This window comes from Actinoplanes teichomyceticus ATCC 31121, from assembly GCF_003711105.1.
Classification (GTDB): Bacteria; Actinomycetota; Actinomycetes; order Mycobacteriales; family Micromonosporaceae; genus Actinoplanes; species Actinoplanes teichomyceticus.
In genome coordinates this window covers 7,791,888-7,811,079 of record NZ_CP023865.1, presented here as the reverse complement: position 1 = coordinate 7,811,079, position 19,192 = coordinate 7,791,888, and the positions used below count along the sequence as shown (strand labels likewise).

The 19,192-nt window shown below is 72.9% G+C and carries 22 protein-coding genes; 14 read left to right on the top strand and 8 right to left on the bottom strand.

The window, feature by feature from the left end:
* Positions 1 to 29 precede the first annotated feature (29 nt).
* The 8 genes from ACTEI_RS34440 to ACTEI_RS34400 all read left to right on the top strand — a co-directional run bounded on the left by ACTEI_RS34440 (position 30) and on the right by ACTEI_RS34400 (position 5,608).
* Positions 30 to 452: a Fur family transcriptional regulator gene (locus tag ACTEI_RS34440; protein ID WP_122981453.1), complete on the top strand. Its 423-nt coding sequence runs from the start codon at positions 30 to 32 to the stop codon at positions 450 to 452.
* An 8-nt stretch (positions 453 to 460) separates the two neighbouring features.
* Positions 461 to 1,486: a CAF17-like 4Fe-4S cluster assembly/insertion protein YgfZ gene (gene ygfZ / locus ACTEI_RS34435; protein WP_122982598.1), complete on the top strand. Its 1,026-nt coding sequence runs from the start codon at positions 461 to 463 to the stop codon at positions 1,484 to 1,486.
* A 22-nt stretch (positions 1,487 to 1,508) separates the two neighbouring features.
* Positions 1,509 to 2,342: a beta-keto acid cleavage family enzyme gene (locus tag ACTEI_RS34430; RefSeq protein WP_372443198.1), complete on the top strand. Its 834-nt coding sequence runs from the start codon at positions 1,509 to 1,511 to the stop codon at positions 2,340 to 2,342.
* Positions 2,339 to 3,250, top strand: a complete 912-nt coding sequence (locus tag ACTEI_RS34425; protein ID WP_122981451.1) for an asparaginase — start codon at positions 2,339 to 2,341, stop codon at positions 3,248 to 3,250. Before ACTEI_RS34430 ends, ACTEI_RS34425 begins: the two co-directional genes overlap by 4 nt.
* Before the next feature lie 68 nt (positions 3,251 to 3,318).
* Positions 3,319 to 3,822 (top strand): helix-turn-helix domain-containing protein, encoded by a 504-nt coding sequence (locus ACTEI_RS34420; RefSeq protein WP_307837873.1) that lies wholly within the window; start codon positions 3,319 to 3,321, stop codon positions 3,820 to 3,822.
* The gene (locus ACTEI_RS34410; RefSeq protein WP_122981450.1) at positions 3,819 to 4,289 is read left to right on the top strand and encodes a hypothetical protein; all 471 of its coding nucleotides are present in this window, start codon (positions 3,819 to 3,821) and stop codon (positions 4,287 to 4,289) included. Before ACTEI_RS34420 ends, ACTEI_RS34410 begins: the two co-directional genes overlap by 4 nt.
* Before the next feature lie 61 nt (positions 4,290 to 4,350).
* Complete coding sequence (locus ACTEI_RS34405) at positions 4,351 to 4,665, top strand: DUF2516 family protein (RefSeq protein ID WP_122981449.1); 315 nt, start codon at positions 4,351 to 4,353, stop codon at positions 4,663 to 4,665.
* 58 nt (positions 4,666 to 4,723) lie between these two features.
* Positions 4,724 to 5,608, top strand: coding sequence for an alpha/beta fold hydrolase (locus ACTEI_RS34400; protein ID WP_122981448.1), 885 nt, complete (start codon positions 4,724 to 4,726; stop codon positions 5,606 to 5,608).
* Positions 5,609 to 5,632: 24 nt separating this feature from the next.
* Here ACTEI_RS34400 and ACTEI_RS34395 read toward each other — a convergent pair whose 3' ends face one another.
* The 4 genes from ACTEI_RS34395 to ACTEI_RS37580 all read right to left on the bottom strand — a co-directional run bounded on the left by ACTEI_RS34395 (position 5,633) and on the right by ACTEI_RS37580 (position 7,956).
* Positions 5,633 to 6,742: a hypothetical protein gene (locus tag ACTEI_RS34395; RefSeq protein ID WP_122981447.1), complete on the bottom strand. Its 1,110-nt coding sequence runs from the start codon at positions 6,740 to 6,742 to the stop codon at positions 5,633 to 5,635.
* Positions 6,739 to 7,254 (bottom strand): SigE family RNA polymerase sigma factor, encoded by a 516-nt coding sequence (locus ACTEI_RS34390; protein WP_122981446.1) that lies wholly within the window; start codon positions 7,252 to 7,254, stop codon positions 6,739 to 6,741. Before ACTEI_RS34390 ends, ACTEI_RS34395 begins: the two co-directional genes overlap by 4 nt.
* 75 nt (positions 7,255 to 7,329) lie before the next feature.
* A complete protein-coding gene (locus ACTEI_RS37585; protein WP_145830765.1) occupies positions 7,330 to 7,590 on the bottom strand; it encodes a PTS glucitol/sorbitol transporter subunit IIA family protein in 261 nt (86 codons plus the stop codon).
* A gap of 87 nt (positions 7,591 to 7,677) precedes the next feature.
* On the bottom strand, positions 7,678 to 7,956 hold the full coding sequence (locus tag ACTEI_RS37580; RefSeq protein WP_145830764.1) for a hypothetical protein: 279 nt from the start codon (positions 7,954 to 7,956) through the stop codon (positions 7,678 to 7,680).
* 203 nt (positions 7,957 to 8,159) lie between these two features.
* Here ACTEI_RS37580 and ACTEI_RS34380 point away from each other — a divergent pair, with 203 nt between their 5' ends.
* Positions 8,160 to 8,960 (top strand): EI24 domain-containing protein, encoded by an 801-nt coding sequence (locus tag ACTEI_RS34380; protein ID WP_122981444.1) that lies wholly within the window; start codon positions 8,160 to 8,162, stop codon positions 8,958 to 8,960.
* A gap of 82 nt (positions 8,961 to 9,042) precedes the next feature.
* On the opposite strand, the gene ACTEI_RS34375 is transcribed toward ACTEI_RS34380, so the two are convergent.
* The 3 genes from ACTEI_RS34375 to ACTEI_RS34365 all read right to left on the bottom strand — a co-directional run bounded on the left by ACTEI_RS34375 (position 9,043) and on the right by ACTEI_RS34365 (position 12,418).
* On the bottom strand, positions 9,043 to 10,056 hold the full coding sequence (locus ACTEI_RS34375; protein ID WP_122981443.1) for a LacI family DNA-binding transcriptional regulator: 1,014 nt from the start codon (positions 10,054 to 10,056) through the stop codon (positions 9,043 to 9,045).
* Between the two features lie 21 nt (positions 10,057 to 10,077).
* Positions 10,078 to 11,481: a GH1 family beta-glucosidase gene (locus tag ACTEI_RS34370; RefSeq protein WP_122981442.1), complete on the bottom strand. Its 1,404-nt coding sequence runs from the start codon at positions 11,479 to 11,481 to the stop codon at positions 10,078 to 10,080.
* Between the two features lie 175 nt (positions 11,482 to 11,656).
* Positions 11,657 to 12,418, bottom strand: coding sequence for a maleylpyruvate isomerase family mycothiol-dependent enzyme (locus ACTEI_RS34365; protein ID WP_122981441.1), 762 nt, complete (start codon positions 12,416 to 12,418; stop codon positions 11,657 to 11,659).
* A 91-nt stretch (positions 12,419 to 12,509) separates the two neighbouring features.
* On the opposite strand from ACTEI_RS34365, the gene ACTEI_RS34360 reads away from it, so the two are divergent.
* Positions 12,510 to 13,586, top strand: coding sequence for a UDP-N-acetylmuramate dehydrogenase (locus ACTEI_RS34360; RefSeq protein ID WP_122982596.1), 1,077 nt, complete (start codon positions 12,510 to 12,512; stop codon positions 13,584 to 13,586).
* A 9-nt stretch (positions 13,587 to 13,595) separates the two neighbouring features.
* Here ACTEI_RS34360 and ACTEI_RS34355 read toward each other — a convergent pair whose 3' ends face one another.
* Positions 13,596 to 14,267 (bottom strand): CAP domain-containing protein, encoded by a 672-nt coding sequence (locus ACTEI_RS34355; protein ID WP_122981440.1) that lies wholly within the window; start codon positions 14,265 to 14,267, stop codon positions 13,596 to 13,598.
* 455 nt (positions 14,268 to 14,722) lie between these two features.
* Between ACTEI_RS34355 and ACTEI_RS34350 the strand changes: the two genes are divergently transcribed.
* From ACTEI_RS34350 to ACTEI_RS34335, 4 genes are all read left to right on the top strand, one after another.
* Positions 14,723 to 15,421, top strand: coding sequence for a response regulator transcription factor (locus ACTEI_RS34350; RefSeq protein WP_122981439.1), 699 nt, complete (start codon positions 14,723 to 14,725; stop codon positions 15,419 to 15,421).
* Positions 15,422 to 15,512: 91 nt separating this feature from the next.
* Positions 15,513 to 17,873 carry a chemotaxis protein CheA gene (locus ACTEI_RS34345; protein WP_122981438.1) on the top strand — a complete coding sequence of 787 codons (2,361 nt, stop codon included), beginning with the start codon at positions 15,513 to 15,515 and terminating at the stop codon, positions 17,871 to 17,873.
* Between the two features lies 1 nt (position 17,874).
* Positions 17,875 to 18,312 (top strand): chemotaxis protein CheW, encoded by a 438-nt coding sequence (locus tag ACTEI_RS34340; RefSeq protein WP_093619555.1) that lies wholly within the window; start codon positions 17,875 to 17,877, stop codon positions 18,310 to 18,312.
* Entirely contained in the window at positions 18,312 to 19,184 is an 873-nt protein-coding gene (locus ACTEI_RS34335; protein ID WP_122981437.1) for a hypothetical protein, read from the top strand. Before ACTEI_RS34340 ends, ACTEI_RS34335 begins: the two co-directional genes overlap by 1 nt.
* The last annotated feature ends 8 nt before the right edge of the window (positions 19,185 to 19,192 follow it).

Here is a 19,192-nt window from a genome sequence, read left to right as displayed (position 1 = left end):
CCGTGAAAGTAGCGAACTATGCTCGTGGGGTGTCCGCCACTGCGCTTGCCGCCATGCTCCGTGAGCGTGGCCTGCGGCTCACCCCGCAGCGCCAGCTGATCCTGGACGCGGTGCACGAGCTCGGCCATGCGACCCCCGAGTCGGTGCACAACGCGGTCCGCGAGCGGGTCGCCGGCGTCAACATCACCACCGTGTACCGGACGCTGGAGCTTCTGGAGGAGCTCGGTCTGGTCAATCACACCCATCTCTCGCACGGTTCGCCGACCTACCACCCGGCCGGTGCGGACCAGCACGTGCACCTGGTCTGCCGGTCCTGCGGCTCGATCGAGGAGATGGATCCGGCGGTGCTGCTGCCGGTCTGCGACCGGTTGCGTGCCGAGCGGGACTTCCGGGTGGATGTCGGACACGTCTCCCTGTTCGGGGTCTGCGGCAAGTGCAAGGAGTCCGAGTGACCGTCGTGATGGTCGAGGATCTCGACCCGACTTCGCCCGACGCCGGGGTGCCGGCCCACTACGGCGACCCGATGCGGGAGCAGCGCCTGCTGGACACCGCGGTCGGCCTGGTCGACCGCTCGCACCGGGACGTGCTGGCGGTGCCGGGCGCCGAGCGGGCGGGCTGGCTGCACACGCTGACCACGCAGCACCTGGCCGGCCTGTCCGCGATGCAGGGCAGCGAGCTGCTCGTGCTGTCCCCGCACGGGCATGTCGAGCACCACGCGTTCGTCACCGAGGACGGGACGACGGCGTGGCTGGACACCGAGCCGGGCGCCGGCGCCGGTCTGCTGCGGTACCTGGAGATGATGCGGTTCTTCACCAAGGTGGAGCCGCGTGACGCGACCGCCGAGATCGCGGTGCTGTCGCTGGTCGGGCCGGGCGCTGCCGAGCTGTTCCCCGATCTCGCGGCGCCCCGGGTGGGCGCGGTGCCGGGTCCGAAGTTCGCCGCCGGGTCCGTGCCGCCCGAGGCCACCTCGCACTACGCGGTACGCCCGTTCGAGGGTGGCCTGGCCCGGCGCGTCCCGCTCGGGGTGGACCTGCTGGTGCCCCGTCCGGCCAAGGACGCGGTGATCGCGAAGCTCGGGGTGCCGCCGGCCGGTCTGTGGGCGTACGAGGCGATCCGGGTGGCCGCCCGGGCGCCCCGGCTCGGACGCGAGACCGACCACCGGACCATCCCCGCCGAGGCCGGGTTCATGGCCGCCGCGGTGCACCTGGACAAGGGGTGCTACCGCGGGCAGGAGACCGTCGCCCGGGTGCACCACCTGGGGCGGCCGCCGCGCCGGCTGGTGCTGCTGCACCTGGACGGGATCGCCACCGATCACCCGCCGGCCCCGGGCACCCCGGTCGAGCTGGACGGGCGGGCGGTCGGGTTCGTCGGCACCGGGACCCGGCACCACGAGCTGGGGATGATCGCGCTGGCCGTGGTCAAGCGCAACGTCCCGGACGACGCCCGCCTCACCGTCGGCGATTCCGCGGCGGCCATCGAGGCGTAAATCACGTGGCAGGATGACCGGCATGACCGGCACCTTGATCACCGTCGCCCCGACCGGCGCGGAGAGCAGCAAGGCGGACGTGCCGGCTCTGCCAGTGACCCTGGACGAGCTGGTCGCGACCGCGAAAGAGTGCGAGGCGCTGGGCGCCTCGATCATCCACGTGCACATCCGTGACGCGGATGCCCGCCCGACCCTGGACCAGGGCCGGCTGCGGGCCACCGTGGCGGCGCTGCGCGAGTCGACCGGGCTGATCGTGCAGCTCTCGTCGGGCGGCGCGGTGACCGACCCGGAGGCCGACCGGCTGGCCGTGCTCGACGCCCGCCCGGAGATGGCCTCGTGCACGATGGGCACCGTCAACTTCGGTGACGACGTGTTCCTCAACCGCTGGGACTTCATCGTCGACCTGCACACCCGGATGCAGGAGCGCGGCATCGTGCCGGAGTACGAGATCTTCGACCTGGGCCAGCTCAGCACCCTGCAGCGGCTGTTGAGCCGGCACGGGCTGCCGTTCGGCGGCCACGTGCACGTCGACCTGGTGATGGGCGTCCCGGGCGGGATGCCCGGGACCGCGGCCGCGCTGGTCGCGTGCGAGCAGGCGATGCGGGACCTGCCGGCGGGCACCACGTTCTCCGCGACCGGGATCGGGCGCAGCACCATCCCGGTCATGCTGGCCTCGCTGTCGGCCGGCGGGCACCTGCGGGTCGGCATGGAGGACACGATCACGTACGCCAAGGGCCGCCCGGTCGAGTCGAACATGCAGCTGGTCGCCCGGGCGGTCGGGTTCGCCCAGCTGGCCCAGCGCCCGCCGCTGACCCCGGCGCAGGCCCGCGAGCTGCTGGGGGTTCCGGCGCGGTGAGCGTCGTCGCGGAGGTGGTGCGTTCCGGGTTCGTGGAGAGCGTGCACCACGGTGTGGTGGCGCTGACCGGCCGTCCCGGCGTGGGCGAGACCGGGCGCCCGTTCTTTCCCCGGTCCTCGAACAAGCCGTTGCAGACGGTCGGGATGCTGCGCGCCGGGCTGGTCCCGCGCGAGGCGGCCGACCTCGCCCTGATCAGCGGCAGCCATGACGGCGAGCCGCTGCACGCCGACCGGGTGCGGGCCATGCTGGCCGCCGCCGGGCTGGGGGTCGGGGCGCTGGGCTGCCCGGCGCAGCTGCCGATGGGGGAGGCGAGCCGGCAGGCCTGGCTGCGGGCCGGCGGCGGGCCCGAGCCGGTCCTGATGAACTGCTCCGGCAAGCACGCCGGGATGCTGGCCACCTGTGTCGCCAACGGGTGGCCGCTGGAGTCGTACCTCGATCCAGGGCACCCGCTGCAGGTCGCCCTCGCCGACGCGGTCAGCGAGCTGGCCGGCGAGCCGATCGCCGCGACCGGGGTGGACGGCTGCGGCGCACCGGTGCTGGCGGTCTCCCCGGACGCGCTGGCCCGGGCGTTCCTGCGCCTGGTGGAGGCGGAGCCGGGCACACCGGAGCGCCGGGTGGCCGATGCCATGCGGGCGTACCCGGAGCTGGTGGCCGGCACCGGGGCGGAGGACACCCGGCTGATGCGCGAGGTTCCCGGGCTGCTGGTGAAGAGCGGCGCGGACGGCGTGGTGGCGGCCGCGATGCCGGGCGCCGGCGGGATCGCCGTGAAGATCGCCGACGGCTCGGCGCGGGCCCGGATGCCGGTGCTGGCCGAGGCGCTGCGCCGGTTCGGTGTCGTGGCGCCGGACCTGGCCGAGCCGGTGCTGGGCGGCGGACGCCCGGTGGGTGTGGTGCGCGCGGTCTGGTGACCGGGCTCACGCTAACTCTTGCAAGCGTTCTGCTTGCAAGAGTTAGCACTCCGGGCTAGCTTCGAGGTATGGCCACACCCAAGGACCTGCCGCAGGACATCGGAACCTTCATCCGGGACCTGAGGCAGACCGCGAAGATCTCGCTGCGGCAGCTCGCCGACAAGGCCGGGGTCAGCAACCCCTACCTCAGCCAGATCGAGCGTGGCCTGCGCAAGCCGAGCGCCGAGGTGCTGCAGCAGATCGCCAGCGCCTTGCGTGTGTCGACGCCCGCGATGTATCTGCGGGCCGGACTGCTCGATGGTGAGGGCCAGCAGGGTGTGCTGGCGGCCATCGCGGTCGACCCGGAGCTCACGATCGCACAGAAGCAGTCCCTGTCGCAGATCTACGAGACGTTCCGCAACGAGAACGCTCGCAACGCGCCGCCCGCTCCGGCTCCCGAGTCGTTCCCGGATCCTCCGGCGGCCGAGCCGGACGAGGCCGAGCTGCTGGAGGCCGAGCTGCGCGGACAAGCCGGGCTCGGGCCGCGCAGCGGCGCGCCCCGGACCACCCCGATCGCCGAGGAGACGAAATGACCGAGCAGACCAAGACCCGCATTCCGGCCCCGCTCTACGCCGCCGCCGGCGCCGGTGACCTCGCCTACCAGCAGCTGCGCAAGCTGCCGGCCGTGCTCACCGAGCTCAGCGACCGCGCGGTCGCCTCGCTGCGCACCGCCAACGAGCAGGCCACCGAGCTGCAGAAGAAGGCCGCCACCGCGGACTTCGCCGCGCTGCGCACCAACGCCACCACCGCGGCCAGCGCCTTCGCCCAGATCGCCCAGGAGCGCGCCGTCGCGGCGTACACCGCTCTGGTGGCCCGCGGCGAGAGGGTGGTCGGCACCGGCATCGTCGAGACCGCCGACGTGGTGAACTCCGACATCGAGACCACCGAGCAGCCGAAGGCCGTCGAGGCGGCGACCGAGGAGGACAAGGCGGCCGAGGCCGCCCCGAAGCCGCGCAAGCGCGCCAAGGCCACCCCGGCCACCGTGAAGCCGGCCGAGTAAGCGACGCGACATGATCCGCGGGCCCCGGCATTGCCGGGGCCCGCGGCATAGACTCTCCGGCATGGCATCTTCCGCGCCGATTTTCTTCCGAGAGGTTCAGGGCTGGATCGAACTGATCATCCTGATCTTCGCGCTGATCCTGGAGGCGGTGGCCTTCGTCCACTGCCTGACCCAGCGCGGCGCCGGCTTCCAAGCCCTCGGCACCCTGCCGAAGGGCGCCTGGGCGGCGATCATCGGCGTCTCCATCTTCCTCACCTACCTGGGGCAGTCGGCGCTCGGCATCTTCGGGCTGATCGGCATCGCCGCGTCCCTGATCTATCTGCTCGACGTCCGCCCCGGCCTCCGGGACATCGCGGACGGCAAGGGCTTCTGGTGACCCGCGGCCCGTCCGCGCAGCGGTTGGGCGTGCCTCCCGCGGCCTCCCGGGGCCGCCGGTGAGGGCACGCTTCGGCCCGCCGCCGCCCGACGGCGGGCCGCGCCTGCAGCGCGTCGACCGGACCGGGCCGCGTTCCGGCCGGCCGACGCTGCCGGGTCCGGCGACCGAGTTGGTCGCTCTGCCCTCCGGCGTACGCGTGGAGCAGCTGATCACCGGCGCCGGGGATCCGATGACGGTGTTCGCCCACGGCTTGGCCGGGGACATCGCCGGCACCCGCCCGCTCGGCAGCGGGGTGGCCGGCCGCCGCGCGTTCTTCCACTTCCGCGGGCACGGCCGGTCGGACGTGCCGCCCGGCCCGTGGAGCTTCGGCGACCTGGCCGCCGACCTGCGCGGGGTCGCCGACCTGACCGGGGCCGGCCGGGCGCTCGGGGTGAGCATGGGCGCGGGCGCGCTGTGCCGCCTGCTGGCCGAGACCCCGGACCGCTTCGAGCGCGTGGTGCTCTACCTCCCCGCCCCGCTGGACGGCCGCCGCCCCGCGGCCGCCGCCCAGCGTCTGCGCCGCCTGCTGGCCTCGGTCGAGTCCGGCGAGGCCGCGATGATCGCCGACGCGGTGGAGGCGGAGCTGCCCGCCGCGGTCCGCAACACCCCGGCCGGCTGGAGCTACCTGCGTCAGCGCGTCGAACAGCTGCAACGCGACGGCCTGTCCGCCGAACTGGAGTCGCTGTGGTCCGCCCCCGCGGTCCCGGATGTGTCGCTGCTCCGGGCGTTCCGGGGACGCGCCCTGGTGATCGGCTGCCTGGGCGACGAGATCCACCCGTCGTCGTGGGCCGCGCAACTCGCCGAGCTCCTGGGCGCGGACCTGCAGATCTACGACCGTCCCACCGTTCTCTGGACCAACCGTCAGGAACTGCGCGACCGCGTCTCCACCTTCCTGAACGCCTAGACCCGGCGAACGCCGGTCCGCATGTCAGCCCAGGAGCGGCCGCCACCCGGTGGCGTCGGTGCAGCTGGCGAATCTCGCGTTCGCCAGGATCCGCTCCAGGTCGGCCCGGGTGATCTGGGCGCGGTCCCGGACGTGCAGCAGGGCCATGCACTCTCCGGCCCGCACCACCATGTCCGCGCCGTCGCGCTCCGACCCTCGTCGGGTGAAGACCTGATTGGGCCGGGGGAGGTACCACGTGTCCGCCCCGTTGATCCGCTTCGGCGCCTGACCGGCCAGCTCGTGTTCGTAGTTGGACCATTCCCGGCGGTCCAGCCGGGTGACGTCCAGCTGCAACGGCAGCGGATTCCCGGTGATGCGGTCGATGGTCAGATCCGGTTCCCGGTCGCCGGGATAGCCCAGCCCGAACGACGCGCTCAGCCGGACCGGGAGGGAGGTGTCCACTCCGGCCCGGTAGATCCGCAGTCCCGGCGGCACCCAGCCGAGCGTCACCGGGGACACCGCGTCCATGCCGTCGACGATCCGGACGTCGCGGGCCACCTCCACCAGATCGTCCCGGCTGCGACCCATGACCAGCACCCACGCGCCGCTGCGGTCGTGCCAGCCGACGGCCGCGCCGTCGAAGCCGGAGTCCTTCACCCCGGCGTGCAGGCTCGGGACGTACCAGCCGCGCTGATCGCCGATCGGGACCGGCGTACCCTTCGTCAGCTCGTCCGCGTCGAACGCTCCCGGGTCGAAGACCAGTACCTCGGCGCCCTCGTTACGGCCCGGCGCCCCGGGACCGCTCCCGCGCACGTCCAGGATGTTGCGCACCATCGCCCACTGCGCGCGGGGCGTGCTCGTCCGTTCCAGCAGCATGAACGGGGAGTTGTCACGCAGGGTGATGCTGGTCTGCCCGGGTGTGCGGTACCACGCCCGCGCGGACGCCGAGGGGGTGCCGTCCGCCGGGGCGAGCCGGGGCGCCACCCCCGCGGCCACCGCGATCGCCGCGGTGAGCGCCACCGTCCGGATCAGGGTGCGGCGCCGTCGCAGGCGCACCGCCCGGGTGCGTACGCCCGGCAGCAGGCCGGCGTCGGCCGGTGCCTGCGCGGCGTACCGGCCCAGGGTGTCCCGCAGGTCGTCCAGAGTCTTCGTCACAGCAGTCCCCCCAGGGTGGCCGGCACGACACCGGCCGGCGGGTCGGTGAGTTCGATGCGCAGCGTGGTGAGCGCCCGGCTGGCGTAACCCCGCACCGTGCTCGGGCGGCAGTCGAGCACCTCGGCGATCTCGGCATCGGTGAGGCCCTCGTAGTAGCGCAGCACGATCACCGCCCGCTGCTGCCTGGGCAGCGTCCCGAGCAGCTGCCACAGTTCCCCGTCGGCGTCCACGACGGGCGCGGCGGGCGCGTGCGGTCCGTCGAGATCCCGCTGGGTGAGCGGCACGAACGAGATCCGGCGGCGGCGGCGCAACAGCGACAGGAACTCGTTGGTCACCATCCGGCGGACGTACCCGTACGGCTCGCCGTTCGCGGTGATCCGCCGCCATCTCAGCATCGCCCGGGCCAGCACCTCCTGGACGATGTCCCGGGCCTCCTCCCGGTCCCCGCTGAGCAGCGTCGCGTACCGCAGCAACGCGGGTGATCGCGCGGACGCGAACTCCTCGAAATCCATTGACCCTCCCTGTGGGTGATCCTCGTGGAGGAACACGCCGGGAGGGTGGGATCCGCTGCGCGCCGCCGCTGACGTTCAACGGTCGTTCATCTTGGGCACCGGGCCGGCGGACGTGATGCCGCCCGGCGACGACGCCGCCGAGACCGCGCCGCGGAGGCGATGGGCATCCATTCCGTACATTAATGTCCGGAAACCGTAACTTTTCCTGCTGTCCACCGATGTTATCGGCGTGCGCTTGTCCCCGAAATTCGTCTTTTTCGGCGTTGTGGCGATCGGCCTGCCGTTCGCCGTCGTGGTCGGCTGGGCGCTGGGCACGCCCGAGTCTCCCAGCGCCACCGCCGCCACCATCCCGGCGACCGGCGGGGCCGGCGGCAGTGCTGCCCTCGGCGTGGCCCCGGTCCGCGACGAGCCGTCCGCCGACGGCTACACCGACCAACCGGCCCGCCCGGCCACGACGGCGAACGACGCGCCGCGGCCCGTCGTGGTGATCAGCAGCAGGGTGATCACCAGGACCGTCACCGTGACCGCCCCGGCCCCCTCGGCCACGGCCGCGGCCTCCTCGTCCCCGCCGGCGCTGAGCATGCCGCCGGTGCCCACGCCGACCCAGATCACCGGTCCGCCGGAACCCATCCCGACGCCGTCCGAGAGCGTCGCACCGAGCACGAGCGCTGCCCCGTCGCCCTCCAGGCCCCGTCCGATCACCGACCCGGACCGCTTCTTCCGCTGGTAGGCCCCGCCGCCCCGGGGGCCGGCCGCGCGCGCCGCCCCGGGGCCGGCCGCGCGCCGCCCCGGACGGGCAGCGTGGGCGCCGCCGCGGCGGTGGGCCGCGGTGGCGAGCGGCCGGCGGATCGTGAGCCGCGTGCCCGCGGGCGACGGGACAGGCACTACTAAGCTGCCCGTTCGTGATGGATGATCCGAATCGGCCGCTGTCCGCGGTACGCCAGTTCGCCACCGGGGCCGCCCTGCTCGGCCGTGGGCTGGGTCTGGTGCTGCGGCATCCGCGGATGCTCGGGCTGGGCCTGCTCCCGGCGCTGATCTCCGGTGCGCTCTACACGGCCGGGCTGGTCGTGCTGATCCGGTTCCTGCCGGACCTGTCGGCGAAGGTGACGTGGTTCGCCGACGGCTGGGGCGGCTTCTGGCGGGACTTCGTCGAGGTGCTGGCCGGCGCCGGGCTGCTCGGGCTGGCCCTGCTGCTCGGGATCCTCACGTTCACCGCGGTCACCCTGCTGATCGGCGACCCGTTCTACGAGAAGATCTCCGAGCTGGTCGAGGACCGCTTCGGTGGCGTGCCGGACGCCGTCGAGGTCGGTTTCTGGCGGGCGCTGCGCCGCAGCCTGGCCGACTCGCTGCGCCTGATCGGACTGTCCGTCCTGGCCGGCATCCCGCTCTTCCTGCTCGGCTTCCTGCCGGTGGTCGGCCAGACGGTGGTTCCGGTGCTGGCCGGCGCGGTCGGTGGCCGGCTGCTCGCCCTGGAGCTGACCGGTGTCCCGTTCCAGCGTCGCGGCCAGCGGCTGCGGCACCGCCGCGCGGTGCTCGGCGGGAAGAACACGCCGCTGACCCTGGGCTTCGGCGCCGCGGTCTTCTGCGCCTTCCTCGTCCCGCTCGGCGCGATCCTGCTGATGCCGGCCGCCATCGCCGGCGCCACCCTGCTGGCCCGGTGCGCGCTCGGCAAGCCGATCGAGGTGGCCACGGTCCGCCCGCGGTGAGCCGGTGACCCGCCGGTCCGCAAGTCGCGGGTGGGCCGCGGGCGCGGGTCCGCCGCCCCGCCGGGGTCGTGGCCGGTGCGGGTCAGGCGGAGTCGCGGACGATCAGTTCGGTGGGCAGGACGACCGGCTCGGGTAGCTCGGTCCCGCCACCGACCAGCCGGAGCATCTGGCGGGCCAGGGTACGGCCCATCTCGGCGATCGGCTGGCGGACCGTGGTCAGCGGGGGATCGCTGTACCGGCTGATCTCGAAGTCGTCGAAGCCGATCACCGCGACGTCGTCCGGCACCCGGCGCCCGGCCTCCCGCAACGCCAGCAGCGCGCCGTGCGCCATCAGGTCGGAGGCGACGAAGACCGCGTCCAGCGACGGCTCCCGGGCGAGCAGCGCGCGCATCCCCTCGATCCCGGACTCCCGGGTGAAGTCCCCGGCCACCACGATCTCCGGGCGCCCGGCCTCGCGCAGCGTGCCGGTGTACCCGGCGAGGCGCTCGATGCCGGCCACCATGTCCTGCGGGCCGGCGATGGTGGCGATCCGCTGCCGGCCGGTGGCGATCAGATGCCGGACCGCGGCGGCCACCCCACCGGCGTGGTCGACGTCGACGTACGGCACCGGGGTCCCGGCGTTCATCGGGCGACCGCTGCAGACCACCGGGATGCCGCGCCGGGCCAGCGCCCCGGGCAGCGGGTCGGCGCCGTGGATCGAGGCGAACATGACCCCGTCGACGTGGCCGGCCACCGCGTACCGCTCGACCCGGTGATGACCGGCCTCGGAGCCGGTCATCATCAGCACGAGCTGCTTGTCGGCCGCCTCCAGCTCGGTGCCGACCCCGCGGATGATGGCCGGGAAGAACAGATCGTCGGAGAAGACCCGGTTCGCCGTCTCCGGCAGGATCAGCGCGATCGAGTCGGTCCGCTGGGTGACCAGGCTCCGGGCGGCCTGGTTCGGCACGTACCCCAGCTCGTCGACCGCCCGGGTGACCGCCTCCCGGATGGTGGCGGCCACCGTGGTCGAGCCGTTGACGACGCGGGAGACGGTCGCGCGGGAGACCCCGGCACGCCGGGCCACCGCCTCCAGGGTCGGCCGCTCCCGCGTCGTCACAGAACGCTCCTCACATCGGGATCACTCCAGGCCGTTACGCCGGATCACCTCGCGGTACCACTTCGCGCTGTCCTTGAGCACACGCTGCTGCGTCGTGTAGTCGACGTGCACGATACCGAAGCGCTTGCGGTACCCCTCGGCCCATTCGAAGTTGTCCATCAGGGACCAGAGGAAGTATCCCCGCAGATCCACTCCGGCGGCCAGGGCGTCGTGGCAGGCGCGCAGGTGGCCGTCCACGTACTCGATCCGCCGCAGGTCGGCGACCTCGCCGCTGTCCGACGGGCCGTCCGGGTAGGCGGCGCCGTTCTCGGTGATCATCAGCGGGGTGCCCGGGTAGTCCCGGTGCAGGCGGGTGAGCAGCCGGGTCAGCCCGGCCGGCTCGATCTGCCAGTTCATGTCGGTGACCGGGCCGACCGGCGGGCGGAACGCGATGCCCTCGCTGCCCGGGTAGTCCGGCGAGCCGGGCGCGCCCGGCTTCGCCGAGACGTACGACGGGTTGTAGAAGTTGATCCCCAGCACGTCGATCGGCTGGTTGATGATCTCCAGATCGCCTTCCTGGATGTACGCCAGGTCGGTCAGCCGGGAGATGTGCTCCAGGACGTCCGCCGGGTACCGGCCGCGCAGCAGCGGGTCCAGGAAGATCCGGTTGGCCAGCCCGTCGATCAGGCGGGCCGCGTCCCGGTCGGCCGGGTTCGCCGGGTCGAGCGGGGACACCTCGCACGGGTTCAGCGTGATGCTGATCTGCCGCGCGCCGGCCGCCCGCAGCGCCTGCGTCGCCAGCCCGTGACCGAGCAGCAGGTGGTGCACGGCGGACAGGGCGGCCGCCGGGTTGCGCACGCCCGGGGCGTGGATGCCGGAGCCGTAGCCCAGGTAGGCGGAGCACCACGGCTCGTTCAGGGTGGTCCAGGTGGCCACCCGGTCGCCGAGCCGGCGGTACACCACCTCGGCGTACTCGGCGAAGGCCTCGGCGGTCGCCCGGCTGGTCCAGCCGCCCCGGTCCTCCAGGGTCTGCGGCAGGTCCCAGTGGTACAGCGTGACCACGGGGTCGATGCCCTTGCCGAGCAGCTCGTCGGTGAGCCGGTCGTAGAAGTCCAGTCCCTTGATGTTGACCGGGCCGGTGCCGTCCGGGCGGATCCGCGGCCAGGCGACCGAGAACCGGTACGAGGCCAGGCCGAGGTCGGCCATCAGCGCCACGTCCTCGGCGTACCGGTGGTAGTGGTCGCACGCGACGTCACCGGTGTGACCGGCGTACACCTTCCCGGGCGTACGGCTGAAGGTGTCCCAGATGGACGGCCCGCGGCCGTCCTCCCGCACCGCCCCCTCGATCTGGTACGAGGCCGTGGCCGCGCCCCAGATGAAGCCGTCGGGGAAGGTGATCCCCGCACGCGCCGGCTGGGCCGACGTGGACGTGACGGTTGCCGTCATGTCTTCACCGCTTCCTTGATCCACTGAGCTTAACCGGTTCATCATAGGGCCGTCCGGCCCTGGACCAGCGCGGCCGTCTCGGCTTCGCGGCTGTGCCGGCTCGGTCGGGCTTGGCGGCTGTGCTGGCTCGGCTGCACTCATCGGTGGCGCATCGCGGGTGTCGGGGCCGGCGTGGTCAGCCGGTTCGCAGGGCCTGGATGAGGCGGGGGTCGCCGGTCAGGGCCAGGTGGTCCAGACGTGTGCGGCCCATCAGGGCCAGCTGGAGGTCGCTGGCGGTGCCGATGGCCTTCGCCCGGGCGTGGTGGTCGTCGGTGTCCAGGATCGTCCCGGTGTCCAGCAGCGCGATGCCCGCGCCGCGCAGCCGGACGAACCACTCCTGCTCGGCGTCGGTGCCGACCAGGTGGACCACCCCGTGCAGATCGGTCGGGCCCTGCCGGCGGCCGGCCGGCAGCCAGGTGTCCAGGATCTCGGCCACCCCGTCGGTGGCCAGCTTCGTCTCGATCGGGGTCGGGCGTCCGGCGGCCGCCTCGGCGTCCCACCGGTGCACCGACACCTCGTGCGCGATCCGCCGGTCCCAGAAGACCGCCCGTTTCGGCTGGGGCGCCCAGTTCCACGCCGGGAGGTCCGGGTCGAGCGCCTCCAGCGTCTCGATCGTGCCGGTCAGCTCCCGGCGCAGCTGGTCGAGCGCCTCGCCCCACGCCGGCCGGGTGTCCGGCGCGGTCTGCGGCCCGGGGCGGTCGGTCACCCCGCGGGCGATCATGGCGCGCACCCAGCGCAGCGAATCGGTCACGTGGTACGCCAGGTCCGCGGTGGTCCAGCCGGGCACCTCCGGCACGGGTGTGTCCGGCCCGGTCTCGGCGACGGCGTCCCACAGGGCCGGGCCGTCGGCGCGCAGCGCCGCCAGCCAGAAGTCCTTGGTCGCGTGCAACCTGTTCATCGCAGTCGTCTCCCGCTCGGCCGGACCGCCGGTGCTTCACTCTCCCCCGCCGGTGAATCACTCTGCCCGCTATGAGCTTAGGGTGAACGTCGTGCCCGACGCATATGCCGATCATCTGACTGACACATCCCCGGCTGCGGGCCGCGTGCTGGCGGCTTACACGACGCTACGCCTCGGCGGGCCGGCCGGCACGGTGACCACGGCGGTCGACACGGACGAAGCGGTCGGCGCGGTGCGTGAAGCCACCGTCGAGGGACGCCGGATCCTGGTTCTCGCCGGTGGCAGCAACGTCGTGATCGGCGACGCCGGCTTCGACGGCGAGGTGTTGCTGCTGCGCAACCGTGGCGTCCGGGTGGTGGCGCAGGACGCCGGGGAGGTCGTGGTCCGGGCCGCGGCCGGCGAGCCGTGGGACGACTTCGTCGGATACGCGGTGAGCAACGGCTGGTCCGGCGTCGAGTGCCTGTCCGGCATTCCCGGCTCGGCCGGCGCCACCCCGATCCAGAACGTCGGGGCGTACGGGCAGGAGGTGGCGCACACCATCGCGGCGGTGCACGCCTACGACCGGGTGTCCGACGAGCAGCTGGTGATGACGCCCGCCGAGTGCCGTTTCGGCTACCGCTCCAGCGTGTTCAAGCACAACGACCGCTACCTGGTCACCGCGGTCGACTTCCGGCTGCGCCGGGACGGGCGCTCGGCCCCGATCCGGTACGCCGAGCTGGCCCGCCGGCTGGGCGTCGAGGCCGGTGACCGGGTGCCCCTGGAGCAGGCCCGGCAGACCGTGCTGAAGCTGCGCGCCGGCAAGGGCATGGTGCTCGACCCGGAGGACCGCGACACCTGGTCGGTCGGCTCGTTCTTCACCAACCCGGTGGTCGGCGCCGCGTTCTTCGCCGAGCTGACCGCGGCGCGCGGCGAGATGCCGCACTGGCCGGGCGCCGACGGCACGGTGAAGATCCCGGCGGCCTGGCTGATCGAGCAGGCCGGGTTCCCCAAGGGCTTCGCCGGGGCCGGGGTCTCCATCTCGACCAAGCACACGCTGGCGCTGACCAACCGCGGCTCCGGTGACACGGCCGCGCTGCTGGACCTGGCCCGGATCATCCGGGACGGGGTGCGCGAGCGGTTCGGCGTCGAACTGCACCCCGAGCCGGTTCTGATCAACTGCGGGCTCTGAGCGCGCCGGTCACTGCCAGCCGAACGCCTGGGTGTAGTACGGCGTGCCGTCCGAGGCGTACACGATGGCGGCGCCGATCTTCCGGGCCTCGCAGTTGAGGATGTTCGCCCGGTGTCCCGGGCTGGCCATCCAGGCCCGCATCACCTCGGCCGCGGTCGGGTAGCCCCAGGCGATGTTCTCCCCGGCGGGCGCACGGTAGCCGGCTCGCCGGGCGCGCATGGCGAACGTCGAGCCGTCCCGCCAGACGTGGCTGAACAGCCGGGTCCGGGCCATGTAGTAGCTCTGCGCCACGGACGCCACGATCAGCTCGTGGTCCACGGTGAGCCGGGGACAGCCGGCCGCCACGCGTTCCCGGTTGGTCAGCCGGATGACCTGGTGCATCAGGGTGCGGGCGCGGGCCTTCTCCGGATCCGGGGTGGCCGCGCCGGCGGGCGCGGCGGCGATGTTCGGCGTGATCGGGGCGGCCGGGGTGCGCGATGTGGTCGCCGGACCGGGTGACGTCACCGGCGAGTGAGACGCGGTGACGGTGACCGTCGGCTGCGGCGGGCTCGGCGGGCGGTTCGGGACCACCGGTCCCTGGGCGCTGACCGCGTGCGGCAGGGCGAACAGCGCGGCGGGCAGGGCGATCAGTGCGGGCGCGGCCACGAGCGCGGAGGCACGGCGTACCACCTTGTCGAACACGGGTTTCCTCCGGATCCGTGTGGACGCGATTCGTCCACCAGGGATATCGGACCCCGTACTTCGCCGCGTGTCACATCTTTCGCGGAACGGCAGAAAAGCCGTAGCCGACGTGAAATCCTGGGGGGATGGGCGGGCCCGCGGGGGCCGACCCGCCGCGCGCCCCCGCGGGCCGACCCGCCGGCGCCCCGCCGGCGCCCCGCCGCGCATCGGTGTTGGCCGAAGATCCTCGTGGACCGGCCGTGGGCCAGGCCGTTGCCCGCTAGACTGTCACTGTCCGTAAATAGGCGAACACATCACGCTATGGTGTTTTTGCGCCTTCGAATTTCTCCCGTTCGCGGTCGCGCGGACGGTGCCAGGCAAGACACCGACTTCCCGGCGCTCGGGGCGAGCGCGAGGGGATTCGGCCGTGCCCGAGAACGGGCGCGAGCGCGGGTTGGGGGCAGGGTGAGCACACGATGAGTCGCCTACTCGTGGTCGAGGACGACCCGGACATCGCACTCGCCCTGCGGCTGCTGTTCAGCCGCGCCGGGTACGAGGTGGCGCATGCCGCGGACGGCCGCTCCGGCCTGAAGGAGGCGTACGCCGAGCATCCCGACCTGGTGGTGCTCGACGTGGGGCTGCCGGAGATGGACGGCTGGCAGGTGCTGGAGCGGCTGCGCGACGTGTCCGACGTGCCGGTCCTGGTGCTCACCGCGCACGGCCAGGAGGCGGAGAAGGTCCGCGGGCTGCGTGGCGGCGCCGACGACTACCTGACCAAACCGTTCGCCAACAACGAGCTGCTGGCCCGGGTGGAGGCGCTGCTGCGCCGCTCGTCCAGCGGCCAGAGCAACTGGGCCAGCCAGATCTACGACGACGGCCTGGTCCACCTCGATCCGACCAAGCGCCGGGTCTACGTCAAGGGGGAGGAGAAGCGCCTCACGCCGACCGAGTTCCGCCTGCTCAACGCGCTGGTCCGGCACGCCGGCGCGGTGCTCTCGCCGAACCAGCTGCTGACCCAGGCGTGGGACGACCCGACCGGCATCGGCCAGGAGCGGGTCAAGTTCGCGGTGCTGCGGCTGCGGCGCAAGCTCGGCTGGTCCGACCCGGACGAGTCGCCGATCGAGTCGGTCCGCGGGTTCGGCTACCGCTACCGGCGCCCGGGCGGCGAGGCCTGACAACTGGCAACCAGGCGTACCGGGCGAGTCTTCTCAGTTGGCGACCGTCGGGGTCGATGAGTGCTGTGAAGCCGAGCAGGAGGTAGTTGACGTGGAAGACCTTGGCGAGATCGTCGGCGAATTCCTGATGGAGTCGCACGAGAACCTGGATCAGATCGACCGGGACCTCGTGAGCCTCGAGCAGGAACCGGACTCGCGTGACCTGATCTCCCGGATCTTCCGGGCGATCCACACCATCAAGGGCACCAGTGGGTTCCTGGCGTTCTCCCGGCTGGAGAAGCTGGCGCACGCCGGTGAGTCGTTGCTCTCCCGGTTGCGCGACGGCGTCCAGCCCGTCACGCCGGAGACCATCACCACGTTGCTCCTGACCATCGACGGCGTCCGGGCCCTGCTCTCCTCGATCGAGGAGAAGGGCACCGAGGACGAGGTCGACATCGACAGCATCATCACGAAGGTCCACGCGCAGATGAACGCGCCGTCGGACGGCGCGCCCGCCGCGGCGCCGGCCGCCGCGGCCCCCGCGCCCGCCGCCGCGGCCCCCGCCGAGGCGCCGGTCCCGCTGCCGGAGCCGCCCGCCGCGCGCCCGGCGCCCGAGCCGGTCGCCGAGCAGCGCCAGCCGCTCGGCCAGATCCTGGTCGAGGCCGGCGCGGCGCAGCCCGGCGACGTGACCTCCGCGTTGCAGCAGCAGATCGAGGGTGACGAGCGCAGGCTCGGCACGATCCTGCTGGAGGAGGGCAAGGCGCAGCCGGCCGCGGTGAACGAGGCGCTGCAGTCGCAGGCCCCCAAGCGCAGCATCGCGGACAGCGCCATCCGGGTCGACGTGGACCTTCTGGACACCCTGATGAACATGGTCGGCGAGCTGGTGCTGGCCCGTAACCAGCTGGTCCGTGGCGTGATGGAGACCGGCGACTCCGGTCTGGTGCGCAGCGCCCAGCGGCTCGGCATGATCACCAGTGAGCTGCAAGAGGGCATCATGAAGACCCGGATGCAGCCCATCGAGCACATCTGGTCCAAGCTGCCCCGGGTCGTCCGGGACCTGAGCAACTCGCTGGGCAAGCAGGTCCAGCTGGTGATGGAGGGCAAGGAGACCGAGCTCGACCGGAGCCTGTTGGAGGCGGTCAAGGACCCGCTGACCCACCTGGTGCGCAACGCGGTCGACCACGGCATCGAGGAGCCGGAGCGCCGGCTGGCCGCCGGCAAGGGCCCGGAGGGCACGCTGACCCTGCGCGCGTACCACGAGGGTGGGCACGTCGCGGTCGAGGTCGCGGACGACGGGGCCGGCCTGAACGTCGACCGGATCGCGCAGAAGGCCGTGGAGAACGGGCTGCTCCGCCCGGAGCAGATCCCGAACATGGACAAGCGCGACATCATGGCGATGGTCTTCCAGCCCGGGTTCTCCACCGCCGCCAAGGTCACCAACGTCTCCGGCCGCGGTGTCGGCATGGACGTGGTGAAGACCAACATCGAGAACATCGGCGGCGCGGTCAGCGTCGACTCGACGCCCGGCGAGGGTACGGTCTGGCGGCTCACCATCCCGCTGACGCTGGCCATCATCCAGGCGCTGACCGTCGACTGCGGCGACCAGCGCTACGTGGTGCCCCAGGTCGCGGTGCTCGAACTGGTCTTCGTCGACGGGCAGACCACCAAGGTGGAGTACGCCTCCGGGGCGCCGGTCTACCGGCTGCGCGGCAAGCTGCTCCCGCTGGTGCGCCTGGACCGGGCGCTCGGCCTCGAGGTCGGCGGCGACCAGGGCGTCTACATCATGGTGCTGCAGGCCGACGGCCGGCGCTTCGGCCTGGTCGTGGACCGGGTGCTGAACACCGAGGAAGTGGTCGTCAAGGCGCTGAACACCCGGTTCAAGGACATCGGCCTGTACGCCGGCGCCACCATCCTGGGCGACGGCAAGGTGGGGCTGATCCTGGACGTCTCCTCGCTGGCCCGCCGCTCGCACCTGGCGGTCGACTCGGAGCGCGAGAACGTGGTGGAGAAGCGCGGTTCGGGCGGTGGCGGCACCGAGCGCCTGCTGGTCACCGCGGTCGGCGAGCGCCGGGTGGCGATCCCGCTGGACACGGTCACCCGGCTGGAGGAATTCCCGCGTGACCGGATCGAGCACGCCGGCTCCCGGGAGGTGGTCCAGTACCGCGGGCAGATCCTGCCCCTGGTGCGGTTGTCGCACCTGCTCGGGGCGTACGGCGAGGAGCCGGAGGGCGACACCGTGTCGGTGGTCGTCTACAGCGAGGGCGGACGGAGCGTGGCGCTGGTGGTCGACCGGATCGTGGACATCGCGGAGAACTCGACCACGGCCCGCCGCGACGCGGAGGAGGACGGCCTGGTCGGCACCGCGGTGATCCAGCAGCGGGTCACCGAGCTGCTCGACGTGCGCCGGGCGATCCTCGCCGCCGACCCGAACTTCTACAGCGACGCGTCCGACGAGATGTTGGTGGAGGCCTGAGATGGCGAGTCGTCAGTTCGCCACCTTCGAGGTGGACGGCCAGCTCTTCGGGGTCGAGGTGCACACCGTGCAGGAGGTGCTCTCGTACAACGAGTACACCCCGGTGCCGCTCGCGCCGCCGGCCGTCGGTGGGCTGTTCAATCTGCGCGGTCAGGTGATCGCGGCGGTCGACCTGCGGGTCCAGCTCGGGCTGGCCCGGCAGGCGCTGCAGGGTCCGGTGATGAACGTGATCCTGCGTGGTGACGGGGAACCGGTGAGCCTGCTGGTCGACAAGATCGGCGAGGTGGTGGATCTGGACGACGAGACGTTCGAGCCGCCGCCGGACACGCTCAGCGGCCCGACCCGGGAGCTGGTGGTGGGCACGTTCAAGCTGGACGGGCGCCTGATGCTGGCCCTCGACGTCAACCAGGCGGTCGACACCTACCGCGCCACCAACTGATGTACAGCCTGGTCAGCGCCCCCGTCCTGGGCTTCGACCTGACCCGCCTGCCGGGTGGGTCGGCGGCGGCCGACGTGCTGTTGCGCGCCCTGCGCCTGCAGCGCGACGACCTGCCCGTGCTCGCCGAGCGGCTCCCGGACGAGGGCGTCCGGGGCCCGCTCTGGGTCGAGGTGGAGAGCGCTGCCCGCCGGATGCCCAACCTCAAGGGCATGTCGAAGGACGACCCGGCGGGGAACCTGGCCCTGGTGGAGCGCGCGCCGATCGGCTCGGTCGACTCGCTGCTCACCTGCCTGCGCTACGACGTGATGTCGTGGACCTGGGAGGGCACCGGCCGGGCCGCCCGGCAGACCGAGGAGGCGGCCGCGGCCACCGCGCTGCTCTGCGACGCGGCGGTCGCCAGCTACCTGCGTGAGGTGCTGGACGACGACACCCGCCGCCGCCTCGGCGCCGGCTGGGTGGCCGCGATGCGCAAGCTCCCGGCCGGCGCGCCGATCGACCTCGGCCCGCACCACTACACCGTCTCCGCCCTGCTCGACCGGCTGCGCACGCTGCGGCCGGAGGATCGGGTGCGGGTCTCGACGGCCGCAGACGACGCCCGGCGCAACACCGCCGGCTGGTCGCCCGCCGTGCATTCGGCGTCCTGGGCGGCGTACCTCTCGGATCGGGTCCGCACCGCGGCGGCGGCGCAGATGCTGCTGGTCCAGGCGGTGGACACGGCCGGCGTCTCGCTGGCCGACCGGGCCGGCGGGGTCTGGAACATGCTCAGCGGCGCCGTCCAGGCGCTCGTGGTCCGCGATCTGCTGGACACCGCAACGGCGCACCGGCTCCTCGCGCCGGTCGTCGCGGCACTCGGTCCGGCCTGGCTCGGTTGAAGGGAGCG

Excerpts from the sequence above, each read along its gene's own strand:
- ygfZ (WP_122982598.1), top strand. The coding sequence starts at position 461 with ATGGTCGAGGATCTCGACCCGACTTCGCCCGACGCCGGGGTGCCGGCC.
- ACTEI_RS34430 (WP_372443198.1), top strand. The coding sequence starts at position 1,509 with ATGACCGGCACCTTGATCACCGTCGCCCCGACCGGCGCGGAGAGCAGC.
- ACTEI_RS34420 (WP_307837873.1), top strand. The coding sequence starts at position 3,319 with ATGGCCACACCCAAGGACCTGCCGCAGGACATCGGAACCTTCATCCGG.
- ACTEI_RS34410 (WP_122981450.1), top strand. The coding sequence starts at position 3,819 with ATGACCGAGCAGACCAAGACCCGCATTCCGGCCCCGCTCTACGCCGCC.
- ACTEI_RS34405 (WP_122981449.1), top strand. The coding sequence starts at position 4,351 with ATGGCATCTTCCGCGCCGATTTTCTTCCGAGAGGTTCAGGGCTGGATC.
- ACTEI_RS34390 (WP_122981446.1), bottom strand. The coding sequence starts at position 7,254 with ATGGATTTCGAGGAGTTCGCGTCCGCGCGATCACCCGCGTTGCTGCGG.
- ACTEI_RS34380 (WP_122981444.1), top strand. The coding sequence starts at position 8,160 with ATGGATGATCCGAATCGGCCGCTGTCCGCGGTACGCCAGTTCGCCACC.
- ACTEI_RS34370 (WP_122981442.1), bottom strand. The coding sequence starts at position 11,481 with ATGACGGCAACCGTCACGTCCACGTCGGCCCAGCCGGCGCGTGCGGGG.
- ACTEI_RS34365 (WP_122981441.1), bottom strand. The coding sequence starts at position 12,418 with ATGAACAGGTTGCACGCGACCAAGGACTTCTGGCTGGCGGCGCTGCGC.
- ACTEI_RS34350 (WP_122981439.1), top strand. The coding sequence starts at position 14,723 with ATGAGTCGCCTACTCGTGGTCGAGGACGACCCGGACATCGCACTCGCC.
- ACTEI_RS34340 (WP_093619555.1), top strand. The coding sequence starts at position 17,875 with ATGGCGAGTCGTCAGTTCGCCACCTTCGAGGTGGACGGCCAGCTCTTC.
- ACTEI_RS34335 (WP_122981437.1), top strand. The coding sequence starts at position 18,312 with ATGTACAGCCTGGTCAGCGCCCCCGTCCTGGGCTTCGACCTGACCCGC.